The organism is Phenylobacterium sp. 58.2.17 (assembly GCF_026411515.1).
Classification (GTDB): domain Bacteria; phylum Pseudomonadota; class Alphaproteobacteria; order Caulobacterales; family Caulobacteraceae; genus Phenylobacterium.
This window is the reverse complement of record NZ_JAPMTQ010000010.1, coordinates 1-21480: the sequence shown is the minus strand read 5'-3', so window position 1 is coordinate 21480 and position 21480 is coordinate 1. Positions and strand designations below refer to the sequence as shown.

Genomic DNA, 21480 nt, shown 5'->3' with positions numbered 1-21480 from the left:
CGAGGCCGCGCGGCTGGTGGCGCTCGGGCGGACCGACGACACCGAGGTGCTGCCGGCCGAAGCCGAACGGATGCTGGCCGACATGAAGTGGGGCGGCGCACCGGCCGAGCGGATCGAACAGATGCGCGCCCAGCTGGTCGGCCAGGTCCGCGACGAGGACTTCCTGGTCCATCCCGCCAACATCCCCGCCGTGAAGGTGTTCCTAGGCATGCAGACGCAATGGCGCTGGCTCGGGACCATGACCCGCGCCGTGCGCGTCGGCCTCGACTACTCGGTCCTTCCGGTCGTCGCCCAGGCCGAGGGCTATGCGCCGTTCGAGGGGCACGACTTCACCCGTCTTCGCGTCCTTGAGGCCGAGGCCCTGAGCGCCTGGACGGAGCGCAAATGAGCGACCTTCGCGCCCATCTGCGGATTACCGCCGACGCCAAGGACGTCGCGCGCGAGGCCGCCAATGTCGAGCGCAGCATGGGCAAGGTCGGCCAGTCCGGTCGCCAGGCCAAGGCCGGGCTCGACCAGGCCGCCGCCGGCGCCGATCACTTCGAGCGGGCGGCGAGCGGTGCGGGCCTGCAGGCCAAGCTGCTGGGTACGGCCCTGGCTGGCTTTGGCTTGCGGGAGTTCGTCGGGGGGATCAGCGATGCGGCCCTGAAGGTCCAGGGCTTCAATACCGGCCTGGGCGCGGTGGCCGGCGGCGCGCGCGGCGCGGCGGCCGAGCAAGGGTTCCTGCGGGCCGAGGCCGAACGCCTGGGCCTGGTCGTGCAGGATCAGGTCGACGGTTTCATGGGCCTGGCCGGCGCGACCAACGGCACGCGCCTCGCCGGTGCGCAGACCCGCGAGATCTGGCTGGGCCTGGTCGAGGCCGGCACGGCGCTGAACCGCTCGGCCGAGCAGCAGAAGCGGGCGATGGAGGCGGTCAGCCAGATCGCCTCGAAGGGCGTCGTCAGTATGGAGGAGCTGCGGGGCCAGCTCTCCGAAGCGATCCCCGGCGCCATGCAGATCGCCGCCCGCGCCATGGGCATGACCACGGCCGAGCTGAACAAGCTGGTGGGCGACGGCAAGGTCGCGTCCGAAGACTTCCTGCCGAAATTCGCCGCCCAGCTGCGCCGCGAGTTCGGTCCCGCCCTGGACGAGGCGATGACCACGCCGCTCGGCCGCGCCCGGCGCGAACTGGCGCAGACGAAGACGGCGATGTTCGACCTGCAGGGCGCGGTCGGGGGCGAGTTCCTGGCCGCCGCCACGGCCGGGCTGGAAGCCTTCAACGACGAACTGTCCTCACCGGAGACCCTGGCCGCCGCCCGCCAGTTGGGCGCGGCCATGGGCGAAGCCGCCGCTCTCGCCGGCCAGGGCGCGGCGTTCCTCGTCGAGCATGTCGACGCGGTCGTGTTCGCGCTGCAGGCCATGACTGGCGTCGCCGCGGCCCGCTGGCTCAGCGGCTTCACGGTCGAGATCCGCAAGGCCGCCCTGGCCGCCCAGGAGAAGGCGGCCGCCCAGCTCGCCGCCGCCCAGGCTGGCAACGCCGAGGCGCAGGCCAATCTCAAGTCGGCGACGACCGGCGTCGCCTACGCCCAAAGAGCCGAGGTCGCCGCCGCCGCCGCCCGGAAGCTCGAACAAGCGCAGCGCAGCGGCGCAGCGGCCATGATCGGCGTGCGCGGCGCGGCCGGAAGCCTCATCGGGTTTCTTGGCGGCCCATGGGGCATCGCGTTCACCGCCGCGACGCTCGGCGTGGCCTTCCTGTCCGGGAAGATGCTCCAGGCCGAGCAGGACGCGGCCACCTTGCAGCGCGGCCTGGACATCCTGGACCAACGCAGCCGCGCCGCCGACGACGCCAGCCGGACCCTGGCCAGCGGCCTGGACATCGCAACGGCGGCGTCGCGCACCGCGGCGGCTGCGGCCCGCGATCACGCTAACGCCCTGTCCGAGGTAGAGCGCGCCAGCATCAACGCCGCTCTGGCCGTCGCGCGTCAGAACGTCGAGGCCGCCCGCGCCCGGACGACGGATTCGACCCCCGAGCTTTGGAAGATCAACCCGGAGAGCCCGACCGCGGGCGCTGACCTCCTGGCGCTCCAGGATCAGGCCCGCAAGGACCTGGCCCGCGCGGAGATGATCTACGAGAAGGCCCTGGAGGAATCAAACCGGGCCAACCAGACGGGTTCCCGCGTCAGCCGCGGCGTCGGCGGCGAGCGCGACCGGCTGCGCCGCGACGCGGCGACCGACGTCGACCAGGGCGCCGCCGCCACCGTCGCGGCCGACACCGCCGTCGCCGACAGCAAGGACAAGCGGGCCAAGAAGACCGACGAGGTCCGCGAGGCCGAGCAGCGCCTGGCCCGCGCGGGCGAGCTGAACGCCAAGCTGCAGATCGACACCGACCTGCAGCGCCAGCGCGCCGAGGCTGCCTTGCAGGGCGAGGAGGCGCTGGAACGCCTGCGGGTCAAGGAAGCCGGCGTCCAGGCGATGCAGCAGCTGGGCGTCACCAGCCTGGAGAAGCTGACCGGCGCGCAGCGCAAGGCCGTGGAAGAGGCCATGGCCTCGGCCGAGGCTTACGAGCGCCAGTCCATCGCCACCGAGAAGGCCAATCGGGTGGCCAACACCGTGCGCGACCTGGACCGGCGATTGGTGGTCGAAAAGGAGCGCACCAAGGCCATCGCGGGCGGGACGCAGGCCATGGTCAAGTTCGCCCAGGCCGAGGCGGTGCGCCAGGAGGTCGAGCGAACCGGCGCCACCCTGACCGCCGAGCAGATCAAGCAGATCGAGACCAAGGTCGCGCTGCTGTTGGAAGCTCAGTCGGCGAACGACAACGCGGAAGCGGTGCGGAACCAGCGCGAAGAACTGGAGCTGCTGGTACTGACCAACCGCGAGCGCGAGATCGAAATCCGCGCGCGCGAACTAGCCCGTAGGCTTCAGCAGGCGAACCTCGACCTAACCGACGAGGAGGCTAAGGCCCGCGCCCGCATCGTCGCGATGCAGGATTACGACGCCGAGGAACGCGCCCGCGAGATTGGCAATCTGCGCGAGGATCTGCGCCGCGCCTTCATCGAAAGCGGCGAGCTGGGTTTCGATCAGATCGCCGACTACGCCACGCGCCAGCTGCGCAAGGCGGTCTATGACGCGTTGCTGGCCGAGCCGATCGACATCCTGATCAATGCGACGATTGGCGGCCTCAATGGCCTGACCGGCGTGCCTGGCCAAGGCGGCGGCCTGCTCGGCTCGCTCCTCGGAACAGCCGTGCCGGGCGTGGGGACGCTGGGCAGCCTGTTCAGCGGCGCGGCGATGGGCATGGCCGCCGGCCAGTCCATGGGTCTGGGGACCGGCAAGGTCGGGACCGATACGCTGCTCTCGCTCGGCGGGGCCGGCCTGGGCGGCGCGCTGGCCGGGTCCATGGCCGGCGGCTACATCGGCGCGGGCGTGGCGAACGCCGCCCTCGGCCTGGGCGCCAGCACCGCGATGGCGGGTTCGCTGGGCGTGATGCTGTCCAGCGCCGCCGTCCTCGGCCCCATCGCGGCCATCGCCGCCCTGGCCATCGGCACCATGTTCAAGGACGAGAAGCGGCCTTACGCGCGGTCGGACATCGGCGTCGTTAACGGGCAGTTCTCGGTCACCGGCGGCGACCAGCTCGACCAGGGGCCGCTGGACAAGACCAACCAGGCCGCCCAGCAGATCGTCCAGAGCCTCAACGCGGCGGCCGACCTCTTCAAGCTCGACATGACCAAGCTGTCGGGCAACGTCGGCTCGTTCGGCTATGTCGAGGGCAAGAACACCGGCGCGCTCGGCCAGGGCTGGTTCGGCGGCGGCGGCGGCGGGTTCTCGGGCGCCGAGTTCAGCGGCTCGAAAGACCCGGAGAAGCTGGCGGCCGACATCGTCAAGGCGACGATCCTGCGCGCCATCGAGGCCGGCGCTTCGGACCTGTCGGAAGCCGAGAAGAATGTCGTGCGCCAGGCCGCCAGCCTGGAAGAGGCTGCCAACAAGATCGCCGCCGGCCGTTCGATCTCGCAGAGCATCGAAGACGCGCTGCTGCAGCTGATGAACCCGGCCGAGTTCGAGCGCAAACAGGCCCTGGCCGCCATCGAGGCCAACTACAAGGCCATGAAGGCCCAGGCGGACGAACTGATCGCCGCCGGCCTGGTTTCGGGCGACATCCTGACCAAGCTCGACCAGGTGAAGGACCTGCAGGTCGCCGAGGCCATGCGCCGGCTCGGCGCGGCGGCCGACGACGCGGCCAACCGCCTGAAGCAGGGCAATGACTTCAAGACCGAGGTCAATGAGGCGATCCTCAAGATCGTCGATCCGACCGCCTACCAGCTCTCCAAGGGCACGCGCGAGATCAACGCGGCCATCGAGGAGATGCGCACTCGAGCGCAAGGTCTGATCGCCAGCGGCGCGGTCGGCCCCGAGGTGCTGGGCCAGATCGAGGCGCTGCGCCAGCTGCAGCTGGGCGAGCTGGTCAAGGAGGTCGACCAGACCGCCGCGGCGTTCGAGCAGAACCGCAAGGCGCTGCGCGCCTGGCTCGACGGGCTGTCGTCCTCGCCCTCGGCCGAGCTGTCGGCGCAGGGTCAGAAGGAACAGGCCCAGGCTGACTACGACCGCATCCTGCGCCAGGCGCGCGGCGGCGACACCGACGCCCGCAACGCGATCACCGGCTATGCCGACCGGCTGTTCGCCGCCGACCGCATGGCGACCGACGACGCCCAGGCGCGCCTGGCGCTGTTCAACCAGGTCCGGGCCGACATCGAGGGCCTGACCCGTGCGTCGGCGCCCGGCGTGAGCGGCGTCATGGCCGAGCAGCTGAAGGCGCTGGGCCTGCCCCTGGACAAGCTGGTCGAGCTGACCGGCCTCGGCCAGACCGCGAACGACGACATCCTGGGCGCCCTGACCTCCACCCTGGCGGTGGACATGATCAACGTGCCGGCGCTGCGGGAGGTCTATGCCGAGGTCAGCAAGGCCGAGACCGACCGGATCGTCGCGGCCATCGATCTGCTGCGGGCCGACCTGGCCGCGGCGATGGCGGCGAACGATACGAACGCCCTTCACACCGCGCTCGACGGCCTTTCGAACCGCCTTGCCGGCCTGGAAGGTGCGACCTGGAAGCAGACCGACGTCCTGGGCGAGATGGGCCGCGACTGGCGCAGCGTCGGGGCGATGGCGAGGGCGCGGGCATGAGCACCGCCATCCTCGTCGAGATCGACACGATCAGCCCGGCCGGGGCGGCCGAGACGCTACGGTTCTGCGACCGCGCGGTGCGCCCCTTCCTGCCGTCCGACGCCGACCGCCCGAACACCCTTTGGGACGACCGCCTCGCCGAGCCGCCGACATTTCGCCGGGCGCTGTTCGAGGACATCACGGCCCTGACGCCTTCGCTGGGCGCGGGCGGTCTGACCCTGCTCAACGCCGATGGCGGCCTCAACGTCTATGAGGGCCACGCCTGGAACGAAATCCGGGTCTATCGCTGGCCCGAGGGCGAACCCTTCGCCGCCGCGACCCTGGAGCTGCGCGGCCTCTGCGCCCGGCCGCAGTTCGATCACCGCACCGACAGCCCGCGCAAGGTCCGTGTGGACCTCTACGACTTCCGGCGCGAGCTGGAGAAGCCGTTGCTGTCGGCGCTCTATTCCGGCGGCAACAACGGCACGACTGTGCTTTACGAGGGGTCCAGCGGCGGCCTGAAGAACCGACCCAAGCCGTTCGCGGCCGGCGACCTGCGCACCGCCCATCTGCCGCCGATCCAGGTCAACGCCGGGGCCAACGTGTTCCAGCTGCACAACGGGGCGGTGGACGGCTCGGAGGCGATCTTCGACGGCGGCGCGCCGGCCGGCTATGCCGACCAGGGCGACAAGACCAGCGCGGTGTTCGACGCGACACTGCCGGCGGCGGCCAGCTACATCACCAACCATGCCCGCGGCCTGATCAAGATCAACGGCTCGCCGGTGCTGGGCCTGAGCTTCGGCATCAAGGGCGCGAGCGACGGCGGCTATGTCGAGACGGTCGGCGCCATCGCCCATCGCCTGCTGCAGCTGGCCGGCGTGCCGCCCGAGCGGATCGGGGCCAGCGTCGCGGCGGTGGCCGCTCCTGCGCCCATCGGCGTCTTCGCCGCCGACCAGATCGAGACGACTGACCTGCTGGCCTGGGTCGGCCGTTCGGCGCTGGTGGCGATCCTGCCGGACAAGGCCGGGGTCTATCAGGCGGTGAAGTTCGGTCCGCCGGCAGCGGTGGCAGACGTCGAGATCGCCTTCGACCAGGTGGTGAACCTGGCGGCGGACGAGGCCGAGCCCGAGCCGGTCGCCGAGATCCGCGTCGCCTGGGGCCGCATCTGGACCACCTTCAGCAGCGGCGAGCTGAAGCCGAGCGTGCGCGGGACCGACGAGGCTGAGCGCCTGGCCCAGGAATATCGCCACGCCGTCCTGGCCGACGCGGCGGTCAAGGCCCGATATCCGCGCGGCTGGTCGACCGCCACGGTCGAGACCGCGTTGCGGGGCGAGGACGACGCCGAGGCGTTGGGGGCCCAGCTGCAGGCGATGTTCGGCTTGCGGACGGACGGCACGCCGCGCCGGGCCAGGCGCATGACGGTCGCGGCCGGCGACGGCCTGGCCGCCGAGCTGGGGCAGACGGTGCGCCTCCGCTACCCGCCGCAGGGCATCAACGACAACTTCGTGCTGATCGCCGAGGAGCCGATGCGCCCCCGCCGCGACCTGGCCGTCTGGACCCTGTGGGGCTGACCATGCAACTCGGCCGGCTCTCCGATAAGAACCTGGCGCGCACCGCCGCCTTCGGGGGCGGCGAGTGGATGCTGCCGCTCGCCAACCTGGTCAAGGAGGAGCGCTACATCGGCGCGCCGGCCCGGTGCGATGCGACCGCGCCCGCCAAGAGCCAGTTCACGGTGACCTTGAGCGCGCCGCGGATGCTGAACCTGATCGCGTTGCTGTTCCACACGCTCAGCGCCGCAGCGCAGTTCCGCATGACCTTCGCCGGGCCGGATCTCGACTTCGAGGCGCCGGTGTTCACGACCGACTGGCGGCGCGTCTATCAGCGCATGTTCCCCTCGTCGTTCCTGCCTTGGGAAACCAACAACTGGTGGCTGGGCACCATCGACGAGGAGGAAATCGACCTCTTCCGCCGGCATCTGTGGATCGCGCCGCCGCCGGTGATTGTCGGGGCGATCCGGTTCGAGTTCGACGACCAGCAGAACCCGGACGAGGTGATCGACATCGGCGGTCTGTGGCTGGCGCAGACCTTTTCACCGGAGCTGAACTTCGACCGGGGCCGCGAGCTGTCCATCCTGCCGCGCGACCTGCAGGACGAGGCTCCGTCCGGCCGGATCTTCATCGAACGCCGGACCCCGCGCCGCCAGCTGAGCGTCCCCTGGTCGAACCTATCCGACGAGGAAGCCTATCGGTTCTTCGACCTGGGCATGCGGGTCACCACAGCCCGGCCGGTGATCTTCGTGCCGAACCTGGACGATCCGGTGTCGGTCGTCCGCGAGGCGTTCCCCGCCCTGATGCATCTGCCGCCCGGCCCGCGCTTCGTTCGCGACCGCATGAACACCGTGGCCGCCACCTTCAAGGAGATCCTGGCTTGACCCCCTACGAGGAAGCCGCCCAGCGCCTCTATTCGGGCTACTACAACAACGGCATCCGCTCGGAGGCCAATCCCGGCGGCTTTGCCGGCGACGGCCATGAGGTCAACTTCAAGGCCGCCCTGGCCGACGTCGGCCTGGTGGTGAGCGCGGTCGCCCTCGCCGTGACCCTGCTGCCGGCCGGCGCGCCTAACGCCGCCGCCGCCTTGCGCGCGGCCGAGGACGCGCAGGAGTGGTACCTGGCCACCAAGGCCCAGGCCGAGTTCTTCCGGCCGGTCTCGGTCGCTGAGCTGTGGGAAGGGCTCGACAACACCAAGTTCCTGAGCGCGCTGGGCCTGTTCAGCTCGGCCGAGAGCCGGCCCCTGGCCTGGTCGCCGACCCTGCTGCTAAGCCGGCGTGACGGCCTATCGCGCGACGTCACCCTGCTCGGCCACACCACGCTGCCGAGCCCGACCGACTTCATCAAGGGCCAGGCCGGCCGCATTCGCCTGGGGATCGGCGGCGTCGGCGGCTGGACGCTCTCGACCGGCCTGGCCTGGAAGTTCCCGCTCGGCCAGCACGAGCTTTCCGGGGCGCCGGGCCAGGTCGACAGCCTGACCTATTACGTCCACGCGCCGAACGACATCGAGGCGGTGCTGATCCGGGGCTTTAGCGCCTGATGCTGCCGTTCCTGCATGTGAACCACTGCCGCGGCGCTCGCACCCTGGCCATAAGGCTCGGGGCCTACCAGCACGGCAGCACGTCAACGTCGGCTGCGCCGGTCGTGCTTCCAGCCGGCGCCGGTCCCGGCGACATGATGATCTCAAGCTTCTACGCCGGCTCCATTGGGGGCGGCCCCGCGTGGACGGGTCTCGGCTTGCTTCGTTACCGCCGCTTGGTCGCCTCGGACCTGGTCCCTGGCGCGCTGACCTGGAGCGGCGGGACCGGTGGCTGGTGCCTCTATCGGGGCGTCTCGGCCATCGCCGCGCGCGGCGGCTCCAGCAATGTCGGCCACGTCACCATGCCCGGCTTCACCAAGGCGTCGAACTGCGCCGGTCTGCTGGTCGTCGGCGCGACCAACGAGCCCACCGGCTCGCCGCCGGGCGTCCAGGGGGCGTTCGCCAACCCGGTCCGGTCCCACAACGGGGGGGTCGGAGCCGGGGTCTGCATCGGCGATCTGCTCGACCCGAGCCTCTACGCAAACGGCGCGGCGGTCGTGATGGGCGCCTCAAGCGGCTTCGGCTCCAACTCCACCGCCCACCTCTTCGAGATGTTCTACTGATGACCCGCAAAGCCCTACTGACCGAGCTTGGTCCGGTTGAGATCGAGACCGCCGAGCCGCACACCACCTTCATAGCCAATGGCATCCGCCACCCGCTGAGCGTCCTGCAACGCTGGACGGCGGCCGAGCTGGCCGAGATCGGCGTCTTCGACATCCATGAGCAGTCGGCGCCGACCGACCACCGGGTCGTCGGCCGCTCGCTCGAAATGGTCGAGAACCTGGTCGTCGAGACCCTGGAGCTGGAGCCCATCCCGCTGGCCGAGCTGAAGGCCGAGAAGCTGGCCGCGCTGCGCAACCGCCGCTGGGTCGCCGAGGCCGGCGGTGTCACGGTCGGCGGGGTGACGGTCGCCAGCGACGAAAAGGGCCAGGGCAAGATCGCCGGGGCCATCCAGCTGTTCGAGAAGGACCCGACGCTGGAGGCCATCGACTGGGAGGCCCAGCCCGGCGCCTGGATCACCATCAACGCGGCCACCGCCATCGCCACCGGCATCGCGGTCGGCCGCCACGTCCAGGCGTGCTTCACCCAGGCCCGCGCGCTGAACGCCGAGATCGACGCGGCCGAGAACGCCGAACAGCTGGCCTCAATCAACATCGAGGAGGGGTGGCCGACCACGGCCGCCTGAGATCGCCCATGGCACGCATCAGAATTGAGTATGTCCGTCCCCGGCATGGCGGCGACGCCTATGGGATCAGCCCCGACGTGGTCCAGGAGGTCGCGCTAACCACTGGCGGCATCGTCGTGCCGGCGGAAATCCTGACCATCGGAGCCGCCCAGGAGCTGAGCGCCGCCGTCCCGCCCTTTGTCGCTCCGGGCGGTTTCGGCGGCGGCGTCTTCGCCCGCCTGACCTGCCTGGACGGGGCGGTCGTCGTCTCGTCGGCCGCCGCGGCCCCGGCGGTGACGGACGCCACCGGGGTGCGCCTGGAAGCCGGCCAGCCGCCGGTCATGCTCGCCATCCAGGCCGGCTATCGGTTCGCGTTTCGCGAGGCCGCGATCCCCGGCCGGCTCGGGGCGCGGTTCACGCTGCTCAGCAACGCGAGCGCCAGCAGCCCGGCCGTCCATAACGTGCCCGGCGGGACCTACATCTGGTCCGTCCAGGGCACGCTGAACGGGGCGACGCTGAGCCTGCAGGAGCTGGGCCCGGACGGCGCGAGCTGGATCGAGCTGGAGACCATGACGGCGCCCGGCCGCAAGGGCGTGGTGGTCGGCGACCGCAAGTCCGTTCGGGTGCTGGTCACCGGCGGCGCCGGGCCGGTCGGGCTCAACTCGGACATCGCCTGACCATGCCGCTGCCCAAGAGCTATGGCGTCGAGCGCGGCTGGTCGGTCCAGAACAAGCCGCTGTTCGAGGACACGACGCCCGATCCCTTCGCCATCCCGGCGGTGACCGAGGCGGGCCTGAACCAGCCGGTCACCAGCGCCGCCGTCGTGGTGACGGGCACCAACGTTCCGGCCCCGCTGAAGGTCACCAACGCCCTGGTCAGCATCGACGGCGGCCCGTTCGGCGCGGGGCCGCCGGTCGTCCAGCCGGGTGCGCAGATCCGGCTGCAGCGCCAGTCCTCGCCCGCGCCCTCGACCCCGGTCACCGCCGTCCTGGAAGTCGGGCCGGTGGCGGCGATCTGGACGATCACCACGGCGGCCGAGGCCGCCTACACGCCGTCGCTCGACTTCAGCGATCCCCGCAACAGCCAGTTCGCGCCCGTCTTCAACAGGAACCCCTGACATGGCCAAGCAAACAGCCAGAAACGCCATCGGCGAATCCTACGAGTTCGAGCTGCCGCAGGAGCCCGGCCGCAAGGACGCCGCCGCCTCGCTCTCTTCGGCCTTCTCGGTGGAAGACCGTCAGCTGATGCTCGACGTGAAGGACCAGCTGGTCGCGACCCACACCCTGCTGAGCACGCCGGCCGGGGCGCTGCCGGCGGAATCGCGCCAGGCCACCGCCGATCTGGACCGTCACGTGTTCAGCGTCGCTGCGGCCGGATCGGTCGACCTGGTCGCGGCGGTAGTCGCGCAGATCCATCGGGTCTACCGCCTGAAGTTCACGGTCGGCGCCGCTTGTGTAGTCGAGCTGCGTTCCGGCGCGACGGTGCTGGAGCGTTGGCGGTTCCCGGCGGCAGGCGGGGTCATCGTGCTCTCGTTCTCGTCGTTCCCCTGGTACGAAACCGCGGCCGGCGAAGCGCTGGTCCTCGGCACCTCCACCGCCGCCCAGGTGGACGGCAGCGTCGAAACGCTGACGGGGCCGTAAGCGATGACCTATGGCGCATTCTTCGGCGGCGGCGAGGGCGGCGGCGGCGAGCCCGCCCTGCCGGTCAATCTCGACACCACCTATCGGCTGCTCGGCTTCGACGCCGGGAACGGGACGCTCGTCACGGGCGCGAACAACAACCTCAAGGGCGCCTGGACGACTATCGAGGCGGAGACCGACGCGGCCTTGGCGGGCTTCTGGCTCTCGCCGGCCTATGCCAGCGGCATCAATCTGCGGGCGCTGGTCGACATCTCGTTCGACGGCGGCGCGACCATCGCCATCCCGAACCTGTTCATTTGGCCAGGTTCGGTCACGAGCGGGATGACCGGCCCGTTCTGGTTCCCGGTGAACATCCCCGCCGGGGCCCACGTCGCCATCCGCATGCAGGGCGCGCAGGCGTGGGGCACGATGCGGTTCGCGGTGATCGGCGAGGTCCGCACCGCCAACTCCCGGCCGCTGTTCAACCATTGCGAACATCTGGTGGCCCCCGCCACCGCCACGACCCAGCCCAGCGACGTCGGCCTCCCGCTCTCGGGCGAGTGGGCGGAAATCAACGCCGCGACGGCGCGGGAATATGGGGCGCTGTGGGCGGCGTATGGCGTCCAGGGCACGCCCACCGGGCAGCCGGTCGGCCTGTTCATCGGCAAGGGCGCGGAGGGCGCGGAGGCGGCGCTGGCCGGCGTCATCTCCGCCGTCAATTCCTCCAGCCCGACGCTGCGAGGCGGGGCAAGCATTCCGATCAACCAGGTCATCGCGGCCGGGACGCGGGTGGTCGCCCGCGCCTACGGGGCGACCGTGGGCGGCAGCGACGGCGTGTGCGCGCAGGTTCTGGGGTTCTACAACTGATGGCCGACATCGAGCTTCAGCACGGCGGCCGCACCCTGCGCCGCAAGGGCGGCAAGCCCGTTCCGGGGGAATGGGCAGGCACGCCCGTCCTCTCGGGGCCGGCGGCCATGGCCGGTCTGCACGTCGAGCTGATCGTCGATGAATGGGGCGTGCCGCGCTGGATGCTGACGCCCGCGGGCGCCGCCCTGGCCGCGCCGCCGACCTCGCTCTCGTCGTTGGCGGACGGGGCGACGCTGGACGGGACGATCAGCGACGGCGCTGTCACCAAGTCGATCCGCATCACCATCGAGGCGAACGCCTACGACTTCCGGCCGACCTGGGCCGACACGACCCTCGAAGCCCAGCAGACCCTGGTCAACACGGCCCTGCCGGTGCGGCTCGGCGACAAGCTGCGCCCGCAGCCGGGCACCTATGGCCGGGTCGAGGGCGAGGTGGTCTATGGGCGCAGCATCCAGTTCCTGACCCCCAAGGGCGAGTTCAACGGCGCCAACCACGTCGTCCTGGAGCCGCGTCAGCCTGGCAGCGTGGACTGGGAGTTCCTGAAGCTGGACGGCTGGCTGGAGCGCGACACCGGCCGCAAAGCCTATCTGCACATCAAGGGCGTCCGCTTCCCGCTGGCCCTGAAGCCTGACGGCCTGCGCGAGGCCAATGCGGTGCGGGCCGATACGGCGGTGAACTACGTCAAGGTGACCCATTGCGAGATCCAGGGGACGCCCTCGGCGAAGGCCCCGCTCGCGGGCATCGGCCGCGACCTCTGTTCGGGCTTCCGGTTCTCCGGCGACTTCTGGGAGATCACCGACAACGTCGTCCGCGAGGTGTTCGGCTTCGTGGCCTGCGCGGGCCTGAACCGCGGCCTTATCATCGCGCGCAACACCGTCAGCAGCGTCTGGAACGACGCGATCAAGACCAACCACTATCAGGTGGTGATCGAGGACAACTACATCTTCGACATGCGCGTCGCCGACCCCGAGGTCTTCGCGGCCGGCCAGGGTGTTCACCCCGATTGGGTCCAGCACCTCGGCTACTCGGACGGGCTCTCGCGGTCGGGCTTCCATGTGCGCCGCAACGTCTTCGTCCGCGCCGTGGGGCGACCGGGCTGGCCCGATGGCCAGCTCATCTTCCTGGCCGGCAGCAAGAACGGATCCCAGCTGCTGGACGTCGTCGTCGAGGACAACCTCGGCATCCAGACGATGCAGAACGGGGTCCTCGTGACCAGCGGCCAGGGGGCCGTGGTTCGCAACAACCTGATCATTCAAGACCCGACCGCCAGCCCCGTCGTCGACACCAATTTTGGCAACAACCCGCGCACCTACAGGTCTGTGATCGGCTTCTTCGGCGACAGCGAGGGCGGGATCATCCGCGGCAACGTCTCGAACCGCGCGGCCGACTACGCCTCGACGATCTCGCCGCCGGTGGACGAGAACAACGTCGTCCTGGACGCGACCCTTTCCAGCGGGCCGAACAGCTACGCCGCCAACTTCGCAGATCCGCAGTTCGGCGAGGCGCTGCGCGGCGGCATGGCGGCGGTGCGCCGGTTCTTCCGCCCCAAGCCCGGCAGCTTGATCGACCTGGCCGGGGCCGGGCCGGTGGACACCGAGGGCAACCTGCGCTCGTCCAGCCCCGCGACCGCGATCACCCTGTCCGGCCCGGCCGGCGGGGAGCAGGGCCAGCAGTCCGGCGACTTCGTGGTCAGCGCCAACGGGACGCTGGCGGCCAGCGTCACCGTCACGCCCAGCGATGGCGGCGCGGGCGGGACCTTCGCCCCGACCTCGGTCACGATCAGCCCCAGCAGCCCGACCCGGCAGTTCCGCTATACGTCGGCCGCCGGCACCGCGACGCGGACGATCAGCGTCACGAACAATGGCGGCCTGATCGACCCGGCGCCGCTGCCCTACAAGGTCAACCGCCCGGCGATCTCCGAGGTGGTGCTGACCGCCCCGCCGGTCATGACCCTGGGCGCTTCGGGCCTCATCCAGGCCACGGTCAATGGCGCGGCCCCGGCCGACGTCACCGTGACCCTGGCGCCGGTCGCCGGGCTGACCTTCGGCGGGCCCATCGTCATCGAGGCCGGGGCCAGCTCGGGCGAGACAACGGTCGTGGCGACGGCGATCGGCAGCAAGGTGGTCAGCGCGGTCAACGACGCCGGGCTGAGCGGCCCGCAGCCGCTGGACCTGGTCGTGATCAAGACCTCTCGGCCGCCGGCCGTGGTCGGCGGCCTGGTCCGCTGCGGGTTCATCGTCGGCAGGGGTTAGCGCCGCGCCGTCGCAAGGATGTGCTCCCGCCGGCAGATAAGGCGGGGGCCTGGGCGTTGGCGCGCCCAGAGCCGCGGGATTGAGGCCCGCACGTCCAGGGGTGCACGCCCCTTTCGCCCCGCCACCGGTCCGACCGGCGGGGCCCTTCGAGCAGCGTTTCAGTATGGTGTCGAGTCCCCCCTTCGCGCCTGTCCGGCCAGTCAAGCCGGCGGCGCCCTATATCGGCGGCAAGCGCAACCTTGCCCGCGTCCTGGTCGACCTGATCGAGACGGTTCCCCATCGCACCTACGCCGAGCCCTTCGTGGGCATGGGCGGGGTCTTCCTTCGCCGTCGACAGCGGCCCGCGGCCGAGGTCATCAACGACCTGAGCCGCGACGTCTGGACCTTCTATCGGGTGCTGCAGGAGCACTATCCCTACTTCATGGACATGCTGCGCTGGCGGCTGACCAGCCGGGCCGAGTTTGAGCGCCTGGTCGCGGTCGATCCGGCCACGCTGACCGATCTGCAGCGGGCCGCGCGATTCCTCTACCTTCAGCGGACGGCCTTCGGCGGCAAGGTCAGCGGGCGCAATTTCGGGGTCAGCCACCACCGCTCGGGGCGCTTCGACGTCACCCGCCTGGAGACCGTCCTGGCCGATCTGCAGGAGCGCCTGGCCGGGGTGATCATCGAGCGGCTGGATTGGGCGGCCTTTCTCGCCCGCTACGACAGCGCCGAAACCCTGTTCTACCTCGACCCGCCGTACTTCGACTGCGAGGGCGACTACGGGCCCGACATGTTCGAGGCGCCTGACTTCGAGCGCATGGCTGACCAGCTGGCCGGGCTGCAGGGGCGGTTCATCCTGTCGCTGAACGACCGGCCCGAGGTGCGGGCCATTTTCGCCCGGTTCCAGATCACCGGCGTGGACACCCACTACGGCGTCGCCGGCAAGGGTGCGGCAAAGGCGCAGGAGGTGATCATCACCCGCTAGAGGCGGTTGCGCGGCGGGGGGCGGGGCGTCTACATGGCCGCTCGGGTTGATCCACCACCAAGCGCCAGGAGCGCGCCATGGACCGCACCCGCCTTCCGCCCGTCCGCCAGTTCATCGCCGAGGGGCCGCACTACGACCTCTACTGCTATGGCGAGGGCTGCCCCCGGCCGCACATGATGATCAACGCGGCCCAGGCCGAGCGATTGTTTGGGGCTGGCTGGACGCTGGCCCGCATCCGCCCTCGGCTGAAGTGCAGCGCCTGCGGGGCGAGGGCCAGGGACAAGAAGGTGGAGATCAAGCCCGACACCCTGCTTGACGCCATCAGCCGGCACCGAGAACACCTGGTCAAAGAGATCGCGCAATACGGCCGGCCCCAGACCCAGCCGCTGGTGCTCCCCGGCCTCGGGGAGATCACCCCGGCCGACCTGGGCCTCAAGGTGCCTTCGAACGATGCTTGAGGGTGGTTCGAGCGGGCCTCGACCTCAGGCCGGGCGGGCCGCTATTTTCTGGAGCACTCCGAAACCATGTGTCCCACGCTCCGAAACCAAGTGGCCCGCTACACTCGGACGCCCCGTCGCGTCCCCCCTTGAGGGAGAGGTCGGGCGAGGGGTCTGCAGCGATTGCGCCGCGCGCTTTCCGCGGACTAGCCTGCGCATATGCTCAAGCCTCTCATCCGTCCGGCGACGGCCGATGATCTATCGGGCGTGCTGGCGCTCTATCGGCAGCTCAATCCGGGCGATCCGGTGCTCGATATTGCGAGCGCCGCGCCGGTCTGGGCCGCGGTGCTCGGTTCGGGACTGACGACGCTGTTCGTCGCCGAGATCAAAGGGCGGCTGGTGTCGTCCTGCACGCTGGCCATCGTGCCCAACCTGTCGCGCGGCGCCCGTCCCTATGGCGTGATCGAGAACGTGGTGACCGATGAGGGCCATCGCCGCGCAGGGCTGGGCCGCGCGGTGCTTGAGGCCGCGCTCGACAAGGCGTGGGCGGCCGACTGCTACAAGGTGCTGTTGGCGACCGGGTCGCGGCGCGAGTCCACCTTGCGCTTCTACGAAGGCGTGGGGTTCACGCGGGACGCCAAGACCTACTTCGAAATCCGCCGCTCCTAGGACTGCGGCCCGCCCTTCCGGTGCTCGACGAACTCGGCGACGCGACGCGCGCGTTCCTCGGCCCAGGCCTCGCTCGCCTGGCCGCGCATCTCCGGCCAGTCGACCAGGACCTCGCATTTCGGGCAGCGGCCGTTGAGCTCCAGCTCAGCGCCGCAGGTCTTGTGGAACATCCGGGTCGCCGGGCCGCCGGGCGCCGGCTTGCACCATTGTTCGCCCCAGGTCCGCAGCGCCAGGATCACCGGCATCAGCCCGCGGCCCTTGGTGGTCAGAAGGTACTCGTACCGCGGCGGCCGCTGCGAATAGGCCTGGCGCTCGACCACGCCGTTGGCCTCGAGGCGCTTGAGCCGGGCGGCGAGCATCTGGCTGGAGGCGCCGGTCTGGGCCTGGAGGTCCTGGAAGCGGCTCTGGCCCATCAGCAGTTCGCGCACGATCAGGATCGACCAGCGGTCGCCGACCAGGCCCGTGGAGTGGGCGACCGGACACAAGGTGTCGTCGCCGTAGTCGAACTCCGAAGCGCTCATGCCTGCCGCCTCCCTGGGCGCCGCAAAGGATACCTGCGCCAGATACCATGATTTTCAAAGCGACAGGACCTCCCGCGACGAACGAACGTGACGCTGGCGTCATTTTTGAGTCGCTTTGATTTTCAAAGCCGCTATCGTCGCCGCCAACCCCCAGACAGCGGGATTGGAGGAACGGCCATGGCAGACGGCGCTCACGACCCGAAGGCGCTACGCGCAGCGATCGGAATTTCGCACGCCGACGAACGACGGATCGCACAGGAGCTTTCGCCGGGGATCGCCTGGCCGACGCTGATCCTGGCCCTCGCCCTGCCCGTGGCGCTGATCGGAGTGATCGCGCTGGGCTTTTCCGGCGCTTGGCCGCTCTGGGCCTGCACCCCGGTCGTGGCCGTGATCTCCTATGCGCACTACACGCTGGTTCACGAGTCCATCCACGGCAACGTGGTCGCCGCGCCTAAGAGCCTGCACTGGATCAATACGGTGGTCGGCTGGATCGGCGCGCTGGGGCTGGGAATGGGCTGGCCCGCCCTGCAGCGAACCCACGTGCTGCACCACTCGCACACCAACACCGAGCGCGACCCCGACATCTCGGTGAAGGGCACCTTCGTCGAGCTGCTGCGCAAGTGGGCGATCATGGTCCCGATGTCGCTGATCCCGATCGGCGCGATGCGCTTCATCAACGCCGAGCGATACAAGCGGCTGGGCACGATCCTGAGCCCCGGAGAAATCGCCCAGGTCAGCGCCGTCACCCTGTTCACCTGGACGCTGCTGATCGCGGCGATCGTGACCGGCCACGTCGCCGAGTGGCTGATGCTGTGGTTCATCCCCACCCGCCTGGCCGGGCTGATCCTGAACATCTTCTTCCAGTGGTTGCCGCACCATCCGTTCGATCAGACCGAGCGCTATCTGAATACGCGCGTCAGCCTCTGGCCGGGCGGGACCTTCCTGCTGCTGCAGCAGAACTTCCACCTGATGCACCACCTGTGGCCCAGCGTGCCGTTCTACAACTACGCGCGCCTCTTCCATCGCCTGCGGCCGGTGCTGAAGGCCGAGGGCTCTCGGATCGAGGGGCTGATGGTCGGGCCGGGACGGCGGGCGATCAGGGACTGAGGGGGCCACTCTGTCATCCCGGAAAGCGCGGAGCGCTTGTCCGGGACCCATGAACACCGGATGAGGCCGGATGTGGCGAGGCGCCGCCTTCTCCTGAAAATCGGGCGCGAATAGGTCCCGGTCTTGCTTCGCAAACCGGGATAACAGTTAGGGTCAGCGCGGCTTGGCGAAGCGGCCGTCGCCCTGGACGTTCTGGCGGACCAGGGTCGACACCGCACAGCCGCCCACCGAGCGCATGACCGTCAGGTGCATGCCGGCCGGCGGCAGGCTGGCCAGGGTCTGGGCGCCGGAGGGGCCGCGGCGGTCCTGCGGACGCAGCAGGGCGGCTGGCCGGGCGGGGTCGGCGACCTGGAGCGTCGCCTCTTTGGGGCAGGCGGGCGGCGCGGAGAGCGCGGTCGCCGCCAGGGCGGTCAAGAGCAGGGAAGCGGCCATGACGATCCTCCTGTTTGGGAGAATCTACGCCCCGACCGTGACGCCTCGAAGTTAAATCGCGGTCAGCGGCTCATGCGCAGCCAGGTGAATTCCGCGCCGGGGTCGCGGCCGACATCGACGATACGGAAGCCCTCGCGCAGATAGAAGTCCTGGGCCCGCAGGTTGGGCGACAGGCATTTCAGCGATAGCGGCCCGTCGGCGACCGCAGCGACATGGTCGAGCAGCGCCTTGCCGACGCCGGCGCCACGCGCCTCGACGTACAGCGAATGCAGGAAGTTTCCCGGCCGGTGAAAACCGGCGATCCCCAGCAGGCGATCGTCGCGCTTGGCCAGATAGACTTCTTCCTCACGCGCATGGGCGAGGAAGTCGGCGGCCTGATGCCGCTGTGGCGGGACCCAGGTGAAGGTCTCGCGCAGGACGCGCTCGTAAAGCGCCGCGCAGGCCGCGATCTCGTCAGCCTGCGCGCGCCTTACCTCGAGCATCAGGCCTGCATGGTCCAGCCTTCGACGCCCATGGCGGCCTGTCGGCCGGCTTCCGAGCGGGTCGGGTGCGGATGGCAGACGCGGGCGATATCCTCGCTGGCCGCCTTGAAGGCCATGGCCACGCAGTACTCGCCGATCATCTCGCCGGCCTGCGGGCCGACGATGTGGACGCCGAGGATCTCATCGGTCTTGGCGTCGGCGATGACCTTGGCGAAGCCTTCGGTCTCGTGGTTGATCTTGGCGCGGCTGTTGGCGCTGAACGGGAACTTGCCGACCTTGTAGGCGACGCCGGCGTCCTTGAGCTGCTCCTCGGTCTTACCGACCCAGGCCACCTCCGGGTAGGTGTAGACCACGCTGGGGACCAGGTCGTAGTCCACGTGACCGTACTTGCCGGCGATCATCTCGATGCAGGCGACCGAGTCTTCCTCGGCCTTGTGGGCCAGCATCGGGCCGTGGATCGCGTCGCCGATCGCCCAGACGCCCGGGGCCGAGGTCTTGAAGTGGTCGGTTTCGATGAAGCCGCGCTTGTCCGGGGTGATCCCGACATTCTCCAGGCCCAGGCCCTCGGTGTAGGGACGCCGACCGATGGCGACCAGCACGTACTCGGCTTCCAGGGTCTCGGCGGCGCCGCCGGCGACCGGCTCTACGGTCAGCGAGACGCCCTTCTTGGAGGCGGTCGCGGCGGTGACCTTGGCGCCCAGCTTGAATTCGACGCCCTGCTTGGTCAGCGAGCGCTGGAAGGTCTTGGCGGTCTCGGCGTCCATGCCGGGCGTGATGCGGTCGAGGAACTCGACGACGGTCACCTTGGAGCCCAGGCGGCGCCACACCGAACCCAGCTCCAGGCCGATGATGCCGGCGCCGATGACGATCAGGCTGGCCGGGACTTCCGGCAGCGACAGGGCGCCGGTGGAGTCGACGATGCGCTGGTTGTCGATGGTCACGCCGGGCAGCGGGGTCGGCTCCGAGCCGGTGGCGATGACGATGTTCTTGGCTTCCAGGCTGGTCACCGAGCCGTCCTCGGCGGTGACGTCGACCTTGCCCGGACCGGTGATCTTGCCGGCGCCCTTGATCCACTCGACCTTGTTCTTCTTGAACAGGAACTCGATGCCCTTGGTCAGGGCGGTGACCGAGTCGGCCTTCTGCTTCATCATCTGCACGAGGTTCAGCTTGGGCTTCACCTCGATGCCGAGGGTGGCGAACTCGCCGCCGGCGGCCTCGTACAGTTCCGAGGCGTGCAGCAACGCCTTGGAAGGCATGCAGCCGACATTGAGGCAGGTGCCGCCGAGCGTCGTGCGCTTCTCCACCACGGCGACCTTCAGGCCGAGCTGGCCCGCGCGGATGCCGGCGTTGTAGCCGCCGGGGCCGCCGCCGATGATGATGACGTCGTATTGAGCCATGATGTTCAGTGCCTGATCGGAGGAGTTACGGGGAGGATATAGGAACGCGGCCCTCGTCCCGGTGCTCGCGCTGGATGGGCAGCGGGGTCGGGACGCCGAAGAGCCAGGTGATGAAGAGCGAGAAGGCCAGGCGCGGCACACTCTGCGCCGGCGGCGGCGGAGCCAAGGACGACGGCGCAGCGCGGATATGCGAGAGCATCGCCCGCACGTCGGCTGCCTCCTCCTCCATCACGTGGAGCGGAAAGCCGCCGAGCGCGAACTGCACCCCGAAGTTCATCTCTCCGTGGTGCTGGTTCTGGAGGAAGACGAAGATCCCAGAGGCGCGCAGAGCCGACGCTGCGACCTGGGCCTCCGTGAGATCGGCGAATCTTGCGACTTCCACCAGCGCCATGACGCAGCTCCAACCAGGTGTCGGAGCTTGGCCACATCGATCTTAGACGTCCAGCAGCAGGCGCTGCGGGTCTTCGATGGCTTCCTTGACCTTCACCAGGAAGGTCACCGCGCCCTGGCCGTCGACGATGCGGTGATCGTAGCTGAGCGCCAGGTACATCATCGGGCGGATCACCACCTGGCCGTTCACAGCCATCGGGCGTTCCTGGATCTTGTGCATGCCCAGGATGCCCGACTGCGGGGCGTTGAGGATCGGGGTCGACATCAGCGAACCGTAGACGCCGCCGTTCGAGATCGTGAACGTGCCGCCCTGCAGGTCTTCCAGGGCCAGCTGGCCGTCGCGGGCCTTCTTGCCGAGGGCGCCGATGCCCTTTTCGATGCCCGACAGCGACAGCGCGTCAGCGTCGCGCAGCACCGGAACCACCAGGCCCTTATCGGTGCCGACGGCGACGCCGATGTCATAGTGGTTCTTGTAGATGACGTCGGTGCCGTCGATCTCGGCGTTGACGTCCGGCACGTGCTTCAGGCCGTGGATCACCGCCTTCACGAAGAAGCTCATGAAGCCGAGCTTCACGCCGTGGCTCTTTTCGAAGCCGTCCTTGTACTGGTTGCGCAGGGCCATGACCGCGCTCATGTCGACCTCGTTGAAGGTCGTCAGCATGGCCGCGGCGTTCTGGGCTTCCTTCAGGCGGCGGGCGATGGTCTGGCGCAGGCGGGTCATGCGGACCCGCTCCTCGCGCGCGTGGATCTCGCGCGGCGCGGCCGGAGCGGCCGGGGCCGCCGGGGCGTTGGCGCGGGCTTCCAGCGCAGCCAGGGCGTCGCCCTTGGTCACGCGGCCGGCCTTGCCCGAACCGGCGATCGAACCGGCGTCGAGGTTGTTTTCGGCGACGATGCGCTGGGCCGAGGGGGCCAGCGGCGC

General features: G+C 69.8%; 22 protein-coding genes. 16 read left to right on the top strand and 6 right to left on the bottom strand.

The genetic code is table 11. The features are described 5' to 3' along the window. The first annotated feature begins 16 nt into the window (after nt 1-16). The 15 genes from OUA97_RS09085 to OUA97_RS09015 all read left to right on the top strand — a co-directional run bounded on the left by OUA97_RS09085 (nt 17) and on the right by OUA97_RS09015 (nt 16232). Nucleotides 17-388, top strand: coding sequence for a DUF1799 domain-containing protein (locus tag OUA97_RS09085; protein WP_267231556.1), 372 nt, complete (start codon nt 17-19; stop codon nt 386-388). Continuing rightward, entirely contained in the window at nt 385-5151 is a 4767-nt protein-coding gene (locus OUA97_RS09080; protein WP_267231555.1) for a tape measure protein, read from the top strand. Before OUA97_RS09085 ends, OUA97_RS09080 begins: the two co-directional genes overlap by 4 nt. After that, nucleotides 5148-6701, top strand: coding sequence for a hypothetical protein (locus OUA97_RS09075; protein WP_267231554.1), 1554 nt, complete (start codon nt 5148-5150; stop codon nt 6699-6701). The genes OUA97_RS09080 and OUA97_RS09075 overlap by 4 nt, the downstream gene beginning before the upstream one ends. Before the next feature lie 2 nt (nt 6702-6703). Beyond that, a complete protein-coding gene (locus OUA97_RS09070; RefSeq protein ID WP_267231553.1) occupies nt 6704-7561 on the top strand; it encodes a hypothetical protein in 858 nt (285 codons plus the stop codon). Further along, the gene (locus OUA97_RS09065; RefSeq protein ID WP_267231552.1) at nt 7558-8217 is read left to right on the top strand and encodes a hypothetical protein; all 660 of its coding nucleotides are present in this window, start codon (nt 7558-7560) and stop codon (nt 8215-8217) included. The genes OUA97_RS09070 and OUA97_RS09065 overlap by 4 nt, the downstream gene beginning before the upstream one ends. Then, complete coding sequence (locus tag OUA97_RS09060) at nt 8217-8819, top strand: hypothetical protein (protein ID WP_267231551.1); 603 nt, start codon at nt 8217-8219, stop codon at nt 8817-8819. Before OUA97_RS09065 ends, OUA97_RS09060 begins: the two co-directional genes overlap by 1 nt. Continuing rightward, nucleotides 8819-9442 (top strand): DUF4376 domain-containing protein, encoded by a 624-nt coding sequence (locus tag OUA97_RS09055; protein WP_267231550.1) that lies wholly within the window; start codon nt 8819-8821, stop codon nt 9440-9442. The genes OUA97_RS09060 and OUA97_RS09055 overlap by 1 nt, the downstream gene beginning before the upstream one ends. A gap of 8 nt (nt 9443-9450) precedes the next feature. After that, nucleotides 9451-10098: a hypothetical protein gene (locus OUA97_RS09050; protein ID WP_267231549.1), complete on the top strand. Its 648-nt coding sequence runs from the start codon at nt 9451-9453 to the stop codon at nt 10096-10098. A 2-nt stretch (nt 10099-10100) separates the two neighbouring features. Then, nucleotides 10101-10538, top strand: a complete 438-nt coding sequence (locus OUA97_RS09045; protein ID WP_267231548.1) for a hypothetical protein — start codon at nt 10101-10103, stop codon at nt 10536-10538. Between the two features lies 1 nt (nt 10539). After that, nucleotides 10540-11061: a hypothetical protein gene (locus OUA97_RS09040; RefSeq protein ID WP_267231547.1), complete on the top strand. Its 522-nt coding sequence runs from the start codon at nt 10540-10542 to the stop codon at nt 11059-11061. A 3-nt stretch (nt 11062-11064) separates the two neighbouring features. Further along, on the top strand, nt 11065-11907 hold the full coding sequence (locus OUA97_RS09035; RefSeq protein ID WP_267231545.1) for a hypothetical protein: 843 nt from the start codon (nt 11065-11067) through the stop codon (nt 11905-11907). Continuing rightward, entirely contained in the window at nt 11907-14159 is a 2253-nt protein-coding gene (locus tag OUA97_RS09030) for a hypothetical protein (RefSeq protein WP_267231544.1), read from the top strand. The genes OUA97_RS09035 and OUA97_RS09030 overlap by 1 nt, the downstream gene beginning before the upstream one ends. Nucleotides 14160-14322: 163 nt before the next feature. Further along, nucleotides 14323-15126, top strand: a complete 804-nt coding sequence (locus OUA97_RS09025) for a DNA adenine methylase (protein ID WP_267231543.1) — start codon at nt 14323-14325, stop codon at nt 15124-15126. Nucleotides 15127-15203: 77 nt separating this feature from the next. Further along, nucleotides 15204-15584: a hypothetical protein gene (locus OUA97_RS09020; RefSeq protein WP_267231542.1), complete on the top strand. Its 381-nt coding sequence runs from the start codon at nt 15204-15206 to the stop codon at nt 15582-15584. 198 nt (nt 15585-15782) lie between these two features. Then, nucleotides 15783-16232: a GNAT family N-acetyltransferase gene (locus OUA97_RS09015; RefSeq protein WP_267231541.1), complete on the top strand. Its 450-nt coding sequence runs from the start codon at nt 15783-15785 to the stop codon at nt 16230-16232. Here the strand turns inward: OUA97_RS09015 and OUA97_RS09010 are convergent. Then, nucleotides 16229-16753, bottom strand: coding sequence for a winged helix-turn-helix transcriptional regulator (locus OUA97_RS09010; protein ID WP_267231540.1), 525 nt, complete (start codon nt 16751-16753; stop codon nt 16229-16231). The two genes, OUA97_RS09015 and OUA97_RS09010, sit on opposite strands and share 4 nt — an antisense overlap. Nucleotides 16754-16930: 177 nt before the next feature. Here OUA97_RS09010 and OUA97_RS09005 point away from each other — a divergent pair, with 177 nt between their 5' ends. Continuing rightward, entirely contained in the window at nt 16931-17860 is a 930-nt protein-coding gene (locus OUA97_RS09005) for a fatty acid desaturase (RefSeq protein WP_267231539.1), read from the top strand. 153 nt (nt 17861-18013) lie between these two features. Here OUA97_RS09005 and OUA97_RS09000 read toward each other — a convergent pair whose 3' ends face one another. The 5 genes from OUA97_RS09000 to odhB form a co-directional block, all read right to left on the bottom strand. Beyond that, complete coding sequence (locus OUA97_RS09000) at nt 18014-18292, bottom strand: hypothetical protein (RefSeq protein ID WP_267231538.1); 279 nt, start codon at nt 18290-18292, stop codon at nt 18014-18016. A 62-nt stretch (nt 18293-18354) separates the two neighbouring features. Beyond that, nucleotides 18355-18774: a GNAT family N-acetyltransferase gene (locus OUA97_RS08995; protein ID WP_267231537.1), complete on the bottom strand. Its 420-nt coding sequence runs from the start codon at nt 18772-18774 to the stop codon at nt 18355-18357. Next, nucleotides 18774-20171: a dihydrolipoyl dehydrogenase gene (lpdA, locus tag OUA97_RS08990; protein ID WP_267231536.1), complete on the bottom strand. Its 1398-nt coding sequence runs from the start codon at nt 20169-20171 to the stop codon at nt 18774-18776. Before lpdA ends, OUA97_RS08995 begins: the two co-directional genes overlap by 1 nt. Before the next feature lie 25 nt (nt 20172-20196). Then, nucleotides 20197-20562 carry a hypothetical protein gene (locus OUA97_RS08985; protein WP_267231535.1) on the bottom strand — a complete coding sequence of 122 codons (366 nt, stop codon included), beginning with the start codon at nt 20560-20562 and terminating at the stop codon, nt 20197-20199. Nucleotides 20563-20604: 42 nt separating this feature from the next. Then, nucleotides 20605-21480: 2-oxoglutarate dehydrogenase complex dihydrolipoyllysine-residue succinyltransferase (gene odhB, locus OUA97_RS08980; RefSeq protein WP_267231533.1), on the bottom strand; the 876-nt coding region annotated here is incomplete at its 5' end.